The sequence below is a fragment of the Streptomyces sp. NPDC058240 genome, assembly GCF_042882135.1.
GTDB lineage: Bacteria > Actinomycetota > Actinomycetes > Streptomycetales > Streptomycetaceae > Streptomyces.
Window position 1 is genome coordinate 1 of the sequence record NZ_JBHVWT010000103.1, and the last position, 7,699, is coordinate 7,699.

Sequence of the window (7,699 nt, forward strand, 5' to 3'; positions counted from 1 at the left end):
CCCTCCGCGCGAAATCCACGCCGAGTACGAGAAGTTGCGAATCGCCGCGTGAAATAGACAGTCAGACGCCTGTCCGGAAAACGCGAGGCCCCTCACTCTCGAAGGCGTGGGAAAGTGCGTACGGACTGCCGTAGCCGACTCGGCCGGCGATGGTGGCCAGGGTTTCCTGGGCGTCGCGGAGCAAGGTGGCGGCAAGGATCACGCGCCACCAAGTGAGGTACGCCATCGGAGGGCGGCCGACCAGGGGGGTGAACCGGCGCGCCAGGGTGGGACGGGAAACCCCCGCCTCTGCGGCCAGGCGGTCATTGCTCCACGGTGCGGCCGGTTTCGAGTGCAGCGCCCGCAGGGCGGCGGCCGTCACCGGATCGCCCAGTGCGCGGGGCCAGGCGCCGTTGGTGGTCTCGGCGGTGATGGTCGTCGGCGCGCTCGTGAGCGCCCTCACCAGCGACCTGCTCACGATGATCGCGGGCCGGTCCGGTGCAGGACGCCCCGGCGGCAGGCGTCGTCCAGGAAGGCGAATAGGTCCCAGGGCAACTTGCCGACGGCTCACCAAGCCGCTCACCGAGTGCTCTCTGCGCGAGCGTCGAGCAGTGGCTTCATCTGCTGGCAGCGGGGCTGCTTGTTCTGCTTGAGCCAGTGGATGAGTTACATGTGTGCCGGCCAAGCCTCCGCTATGCCTCCCGCAACCGTGTTCCCGAAGCCCGACGCGATCCGGAGCACACGGCATCAGCCTGCCATTACGAGAGTGCGTATCGGTGGGATGACCGATGTGCGGGGGATGAGGGCGTGGCCATAGTCCTTGGGAGATCGTTCGCGGGTGGCCGTGGTGCACCCGATCATTGAAAGGACCCTTCTGTGGACATGTATGCGGATCTGGTGTTTCTCGGTGGGCGGGTGGTCACGGTCGATGCGGAGTTCTCCGTCGCCTCGGCCCTGGCCGTGACCGGTGGGGTCATCAGTGCCGTCGGTGGGCGGGACGACGTCGCGCCGCTCGTCGGACCCGGCACCCGCGTTGTCGACCTGCGAGGGGCGACACTGCTTCCCGGTATCAACGATTCCCATCTGCACGGATGCGCCTTCGGCATGGCGACGCCGCCGCTCTCCCTCGACCTCGGGCATCCCGCCGTATCCTGCTTCGCGGACGTGGCCGAGGTGGTACGGGAGGCCGTCGGGCGGGTTCCGGGTGGGCAGTGGATCACGGGGCACGGCTGGGACCCCGGTTACCTCGACGAGTGTGTCTCCGATGCGTCGCGGCTGCCGTCTCGGCGCGACCTCGACTCCGTGAGCCCGGACCACCCTGTCGTCCTGTACTCCTTCTCCGGGCACGCCACCTGGGTCAACTCCAAGGCACTGGAACTCATAGGGATCGACCGGCACACCGTCGCGCCGCCCGGCGGAGCCATCGTCGTGGACGAAGCCGGGGAGCCGACCGGGCTACTCCACGAGGGGGCCCAAGCACTCGTCCAGAACGCGCTGCCGCCGCTCAGCCGACAGGAGCGGACCGACGCGATCCGGTCGACCCTCACCACGCTCGCCCGCCTCGGCGTGACCAGTTACACCGAGCCCGGGCTCGGCCCCGGCGGCGACGGCATCATGCGGGGCGCGCTCGGTGCGGAGACTCTCGACGTCTACCGTCGGCTGCTGACCGACGGCGAACTGACCGCCCGCCTCGGCGTCCTGCTCCTGCCCACCGGGATGGCGAGCACCGCCGAGGAGTTCACCCGGACCCTCGTCGCCCTCGGCGATTCCGGCGATGCCGATCCGCGCCGCCTCGCGATCCTCGGGGTCAAGATCTTCGCCGACGGCATCGTGCCCAACAAGACGGCCTGGATGCACGAGCCGTACGTCGGCGGCGGCTGCGGCTCCCTGTGTGTCGGCGGCGAGACCGACGCCGAGCGGACCGCCGAGATCGACGCCATGATCCGGTATGCCCACGCCGCTGGGCACCAACTGGGCGTGCACGTCACTGGCGACCGGGCCATCGACACCGTCGCGGACGCCTTCGCCGCGGCCATGGCCGAGCACCCGCGGCCCGACGCTCGCCATTACGTCATCCACGGCGACTTCCTCACCGCACACAGCATGAAGGTGCTGGCCGCACATGGCTTCGGCGTCAACATGAACCCCACCATCAAGTGGACCGTCGCCGACATGGAGGAGGAGTTCGTCGGCGCCGGACGGGCCGCGTACGCATGGCCCTACCGTGATGCCATCGACGCCGGTGTGCGGGTCGCGAGCGGGTCCGACGCCCCCGTCACGTCCCCGGACTGGCGCCAGGGCGTCGCCACCATGCTGCTGCGCGAGTCGAAGGCCGCCGGCCGGGTCAGCGGCCCCGAGCAGTGCATCGGCCTGGCCGAGGCGATCCGTACGTACACGATCGACGCGGCCTGGCAGGACTTCGCCGACGACTGGAAGGGCTCCCTGGAGCCGGGCAAGGTCGCCGATCTCTGTGTGCTCGACGGAGACCTGCTCACCGCCGACCCCCACGACATCCCGGAGATGCCCGTCGTCCTCACTGTCATGGACGGGCGGGTCGTGCACGACACCCTTCGCGATTGACGTATTCCGGGCGCATGATCATCCTTGGACGATGGCAGCGGAGCAGAGTACGGCGGACATCCTGGACGCGGCCGTCCACGTCCGCGAGGCCGCCAGGAGCGCCACGAGCGGCGTGACCGGCGTCGACACGGTCCTGGCGGCGCTGTCGGAGGTGATGGAGTACGACCACGCTTCCCTGACCCGGTGGGACCCGCTACGCCGGCGCCACACCACCCTGGCCGGGAGCTACCCGGACGAAGCCACGGCCTACATCGAGACCCGTCTCCACCACGATCCGATGTTTTCCGTGCTCCGCAGTCCGGCCCGAGGCGGTCTCTGGCTCAGGGACGTCCCCTGGCAGCTCCTGGCTGCATCCCCGGGCTTCCAGGAGGTGTTGTGTCCGCTCGGCATCGAGGACGGCGTGGCCCAGTGCCTTTTCGCCGCCGACGGCCGGTACGTCGGCATGCTGAACGTCAGCACCCGCAGGCCGCGGCGCGCGCCCGATCCGGCGCGCGCCGTGGTCACCCTGCTCACCGAGGCCCTCGCCGCAGCCGTCGGCCCCTGCGCGGGCCCGCCGCCCGGGGAGATCGCCGCAGCCGGCCCCGCCGTGGATGCGCGGCGGCCTGGCGGACTCTCGCCACGGGAGCTCCAGGTGCTGGCCGAACTGACCGCCGGCCGCACCAACCGGGAGATCGCCGAGCGGCTGCACATCACGCCGCGCACCGTAGGGACCCACATCGAGCACATCCTCGCCAAGCTCGACCTCCCCAACCGAGCGGCCGCCGCCGCCCGAGCCGCCGCCTGGGGAATCGAACCCTCCCGCTGACGCGAGCCCGGCGGCGCAGAATGCTTGGACCGCGGGCGTGTCCCTGCGGCGCCGGCATTCACCTGAAGCACGCCCGACAGCTCGGCGATCAAGTCGCGCGCGAGGGCGTCTATCTCGGCGCCGCGTTCGGCCCGGACCCGGTCCGGATCCACGAAGTCTCCGTCGCTGTCAGCCTTGGCCGCGACCACGTCGACCGCGCGCTGCGCATGGCTACCGAGTGGAAGCCGCCCGCTGATCTGCCGGCCGAGCGCCGCAGCGGTTTCTACATCGAGCTGGCCCGCGCGCAGGACTGGTCCGGGCTCGCAGGCGGATGCTGCCCGCCCGCCGCGACCTCGCGCTCGTTCTGGTCGATGCCCAGGAAAGCCCGCTTGCCCATTCCGAGCCGTACGGGCAGGACGACGGCATCATCCGTATCGTTGCCCGAGGACATGTCACCGCCGTCATCCTTCTCGGCCACGACACCCACACGCTCACCGTGCTGGCCATTGCGTACGCCGGTTCAGCCTGACGCCGCGGAACCGCTGCGCCGACGTGCGCCTCACAGGGCGCTCCACAACACAGTGATCCCGTTGTGCCCCATCCGGCACGGCTGGATTGCGCCCTACCCGCCCTGACGGCCCGTCCGGACGCTGAGAACCATGGGGGACACCGAAAGCACATCAGGTCCGGACAGTACCGACAACGCGTTCCACGCCCTCCTTGAAGGCGCTTTCGCTCCACGACCGCCCGCCCCACCGGACTGCCCGTTCTGCGACCTCCCGCAGGACCGCTATTCCACCCACTACGAAGGCCACTGGGTTCTCCTTGAACCCCGCATCATCGTCCCCGCCCATACCGTGCCCCCGCGCCGGCGCTGGATCACCACCCCGGACGGAGCCGCCATGAACCTGTGGGACGCCGAACCTCTCCCCGGTACCCAGTGCCGGATCGCGCACCGCACGGTCTGCCCCTACCTCCAGCCCGAAGACCCCTGGCCTTGGACCACCGCGCTCCGACAGGAGAACGAACGACGGGCACAGCGCCTGTTCAACCTCCCCGAAGACCGGGGCCTCTCCGGCACCGGCTGACCACAGGGTCAGCCGGTGCTGTGTGGCGCGGCTGGGTTCGTTCACCTCCGGTGATGCGTTCTTCATCCCGGCCCCCTGTACCCCGGATCAGCGTTCTGGCCCGGGGCACAGTCGTGTCGTCGCCAGGACCCCGAGCCTGGTCCTGCATCCTGTGCCCATGGCCGACACCTTTGACCACGCCCCGCACGTATGGAACGCGGCACAGCTCCGCGAAGCCATCAAAGACCTGCCCGACGACACACCCGTCCACATCGGTGTCGCGGAAGACCCTGGCGACTTCGACGGGTACCGGGAATCCGTCCTCGTTGACGCCCACCACGTCGAGAACTGGTGGCCGGCCACCTCCACCACACCCGAGCGCGCCGAGATGGAGAATGCGATCACCTTGTTCGCCGACTGGACAGCCGGCGAGTACAACATCCTCGACTGAATCCCGCAGCAGGTCTCAGTCGTGCTGCGGGTGCTCAGCAACGCCGGCACCCGGGCGGCAGACCAGGCGGGCGGCCGTATCAGCGCAGACGAGGCGACGCAGATCGCCAGCTGGGCTACGCGCGGAGCGAGCCGCCGCTCAGCGGCAGATCCGGGACCAAGCCCGCAAGCCGGAAGAGCGCTTCGGGGGACGGCGGCCAGGCGTTGGAGGAACTGCGTGAGCGCGCGGCGCGTGCCGAGGTGGTGTCCTTGCCGACGCCAGCCGGGCTCGTGCCCTCGAGCGGCTGGTCGACGAGCGGGCCGGCCGACCAGGAGAAGGACGTGAAGTTCTCCGCGCTGATGGTGAACTGCGTGATCTTCCACAATACCGTCACGCGGTGCGCCGGCTACAGGCCGAGGGCTGGAAGGTGGAACCAGAGGAACTGGCCCAGGTCTCCCCAGTACCTGACCGAGCACATCAAGGGCTTCGCGGAGTACTCCACCCACGAACTCGCCGTCACCCCCGACGCCTACGAGACGCGGCTGGACGTGGATTTCAGCGAATTCCACCCGGCCAAGGAGGCGGCCTGACCGGGACACACGTGGTCGCCGGACACGGCGGAGCCCTCGGGGGAAGGGCGTCCGCCGGGACGGCTCTGGGCAGCGTCAGCCGCGGGCCGGATAGAGCGCGCCGACAGTCTGCCGGAGGCCATGCGCTACACCTCCGTGACGGCTTCCAGCGGGCTCAGGGCGGCTGCCCGGTGCCGCCGCTGCGAAGTGCTGCGGGCAGCCAGCAGACCTCTACGGTCTGCTGCGTTCCTGCACCCGTAGAACCGGCCGTCCCGACCTTTCTTTCATGGTCGCCGACCGGGTCCTGCGCGCCGCCGAGGATGCGGACGATCCGCTGCGCATCGCCGCTGCGCACTGGAACAGGGGTCACGTACTGCTCTCCGGTCCGGGGCAGGAGTCGGACGCGGCCGATGTTGCGATGGCGGCCGCGGACCAGCTCGCCCGCACCTCCGCCACTCCCGAAGCCGCAGCGGTCCGGGGCGCTCTGGAACTCGTCGCGGTCGTCGCCGAGGCCCGCGCGCGCCGCCCGTGGGCGGCACCGGAACGGCTGGCCGCGAAGGCCGTTCCTCTCGCCCGCCGGGTGAGCGACAGCAGCAACACGCTCCGCACGGTCTTCGGACCGACGAACACCGAACTGCACGCCGTGTCCGTCGAGATGACCGCCGGGGATGCCATCGAAGGACTGCGCCTCGCCGACCGGGTCGATGTCAGCAGGCTCCCGTCGCTGGAGAGGCGCTTCACCTTCGGTCTGGAGGTCGCCGCGGGCTACGGTCTGCGCCGGGACGACGCCGCGGCCCTGGTCCACCTCCTGGAGCTGGAAGACCTCGCTCCCGACGCGGGGTGCATCAGCCGTCACGGAAGGTCGGTGCGGCCCCACCAGGTCGGCCGCATCGGCACTCCGTCCGCATAGCGTTCCACCGGCGGCGTCGAGGGCGGAGGCGGCACCGCGTCCGCCGGATCCGGTTCAGCCTCCGGTGGGGCCGCCTCCGCCGACGGCGGGGTCGGTGCGGCGCTGTCGTCCAGCAGCTCCGCCACCGTGAACCGCGTGCTGAAGGACTGCCAGGCGCCGTCGATCACCAGAAGGAAGCCGTCGCTTTCCCGGAAGAGCCGACGGCGCTTCGGACTCCTGGGGTGCTCCGGCGTATGTCCCCGGGCACGCCGCTCCAGCTCCTCCAGAGCCTCTTCGCGCGTACCCTCCACGTGCGTCAGCACGTACGCCTCCGCGTGCTTGCGCTCCCCGACACCCACGGTCGTCTCGATGACCAGTCCCCAAATCGCCATGCTTCCGCCCCTCCCGTTCGAATCAAGGAAGAGCCTAAAGCGTGTCGCAGAAGGCTGTGGAGCGGGTATTCCTCCCGTATGGGTGGGGTGTTGCGGGCTGAGCCGTTGTGGGTGGAAACGTTCACCGGGCTGCGGATGCGGCAGTTCGAGTGGCTGCTGAAGGTCGTGCGTGAGCGGGGTGGGAACGGGCCTGGTGAGGGAAGGCCGTGGCGCCCTCCGCTGGCGGATCCGGTGCTGCTGGTGGCCGTCCACCACCGGACGAACCTCACGATGCGGCAGCTCGCGCCGCTGTTCGGCTGTTCGCCGGCCACCGTATGCCGGGTCGTCCAGTGGCTTCGGCCACTCCTGGCGATCGAGCCGGCAGGTACACATACGAGACGTCCGTGGATTTGTCGAGCTCGAACCGGACCTGCATGCCAGCCAGTTGCAGTTCGTCGTCGGCGATGAGGACCGAGTGGTCGTGCAGGGCGATCTTGCCCAGCTGCCTGATGAGGGCTCCACGGTGCGGTGTGCGCAGTTGCTCCAGTTCGGACTCCGCCCGGCGGACCCGGCGCCGGTAGGCCCACTCGGCCCGCTTCGCCTCGGTCCGTGCCTGCCACGTCTCACGACGGGCTGTGCCCCGCAGCTCTCGCACGGCACTGCGGGCATCGGCCAGAGCCTGCCGTTCCTCCTGGTGTTCGTCATGGAACGCATACGCCCACCCACCCGGATACCGGACGAGCCGCCAGATCGTCCAACACACGCCCAGGGCCCCCAGTACGACCACCCACCAGACTGCCATCATGTGCTTCCCCCTCTGCGGCTGCACGGCCGCGCGTTCAACGACAGCAATGGCGAGGTGCGTTGGGACCCGTCAATTCGCCCCACTCCCGGATGGAGTGCCACAACCAATTCGGAGAGAGAGCCTGACTCAGCGGGTCTGTCAAACGAGCGGTGTAACTCAGGTTGTTGGAGTTACTGGCGTGCTGCGGAGAGCCGGCCGTCGATGGTGATGTCGAAGGCGTTGAGT

At 69.7% G+C, this 7,699-nt stretch carries 9 protein-coding genes and 3 pseudogenes; 9 read left to right on the top strand and 3 right to left on the bottom strand.

The genetic code is table 11. The annotated features are described in order from the left end of the window. Nucleotides 1-61: 61 nt before the first annotated feature. Nucleotides 62-403 (bottom strand): annotated as a pseudogene (locus ACFVX4_RS41095) (helix-turn-helix domain-containing protein); the annotation flags it as partial. Nucleotides 404-861: 458 nt separating this feature from the next. Here ACFVX4_RS41095 and ACFVX4_RS41100 point away from each other — a divergent pair. The 8 genes and pseudogenes from ACFVX4_RS41100 to ACFVX4_RS41135 all read left to right on the top strand — a co-directional run bounded on the left by ACFVX4_RS41100 (nt 862) and on the right by ACFVX4_RS41135 (nt 6,319). Further along, on the top strand, nt 862-2,559 hold the full coding sequence (locus ACFVX4_RS41100) for an amidohydrolase (RefSeq protein WP_389988351.1): 1,698 nt from the start codon (nt 862-864) through the stop codon (nt 2,557-2,559). 31 nt (nt 2,560-2,590) lie between these two features. After that, the gene (locus tag ACFVX4_RS41105; RefSeq protein WP_389988332.1) at nt 2,591-3,364 is read left to right on the top strand and encodes a LuxR C-terminal-related transcriptional regulator; all 774 of its coding nucleotides are present in this window, start codon (nt 2,591-2,593) and stop codon (nt 3,362-3,364) included. A gap of 59 nt (nt 3,365-3,423) precedes the next feature. Further along, nucleotides 3,424-3,669 (top strand): annotated as a pseudogene (locus ACFVX4_RS41110) (transcriptional regulator); the annotation flags it as partial. A gap of 5 nt (nt 3,670-3,674) precedes the next feature. Then, nucleotides 3,675-3,872 carry a hypothetical protein gene (locus ACFVX4_RS41115; protein WP_389988335.1) on the top strand — a complete coding sequence of 66 codons (198 nt, stop codon included), beginning with the start codon at nt 3,675-3,677 and terminating at the stop codon, nt 3,870-3,872. Between the two features lie 130 nt (nt 3,873-4,002). Then, nucleotides 4,003-4,431 (top strand): DUF6083 domain-containing protein, encoded by a 429-nt coding sequence (locus tag ACFVX4_RS41120; RefSeq protein ID WP_389988338.1) that lies wholly within the window; start codon nt 4,003-4,005, stop codon nt 4,429-4,431. 157 nt (nt 4,432-4,588) lie between these two features. Then, entirely contained in the window at nt 4,589-4,861 is a 273-nt protein-coding gene (locus tag ACFVX4_RS41125) for a DUF6225 family protein (protein ID WP_389988340.1), read from the top strand. A gap of 248 nt (nt 4,862-5,109) precedes the next feature. Further along, the gene (locus tag ACFVX4_RS41130; RefSeq protein WP_389988343.1) at nt 5,110-5,430 is read left to right on the top strand and encodes a hypothetical protein; all 321 of its coding nucleotides are present in this window, start codon (nt 5,110-5,112) and stop codon (nt 5,428-5,430) included. 265 nt (nt 5,431-5,695) lie between these two features. After that, entirely contained in the window at nt 5,696-6,319 is a 624-nt protein-coding gene (locus ACFVX4_RS41135) for a hypothetical protein (RefSeq protein ID WP_389988346.1), read from the top strand. On the opposite strand, the gene ACFVX4_RS41140 is transcribed toward ACFVX4_RS41135, so the two are convergent. After that, a complete protein-coding gene (locus ACFVX4_RS41140) occupies nt 6,262-6,690 on the bottom strand; it encodes a hypothetical protein (protein ID WP_389988349.1) in 429 nt (142 codons plus the stop codon). The two genes, ACFVX4_RS41135 and ACFVX4_RS41140, sit on opposite strands and share 58 nt — an antisense overlap. 78 nt (nt 6,691-6,768) lie before the next feature. Between ACFVX4_RS41140 and ACFVX4_RS41145 the strand changes: the two are divergent. Then, nucleotides 6,769-7,074, top strand: a pseudogene (locus ACFVX4_RS41145) (transposase family protein); the annotation flags it as partial. Here ACFVX4_RS41145 and ACFVX4_RS41150 read toward each other — a convergent pair. Further along, nucleotides 6,956-7,474: a hypothetical protein gene (locus ACFVX4_RS41150; RefSeq protein ID WP_389988354.1), complete on the bottom strand. Its 519-nt coding sequence runs from the start codon at nt 7,472-7,474 to the stop codon at nt 6,956-6,958. The pseudogene ACFVX4_RS41145 and the gene ACFVX4_RS41150 overlap by 119 nt on opposite strands. Nucleotides 7,475-7,699 lie beyond the last annotated feature (225 nt).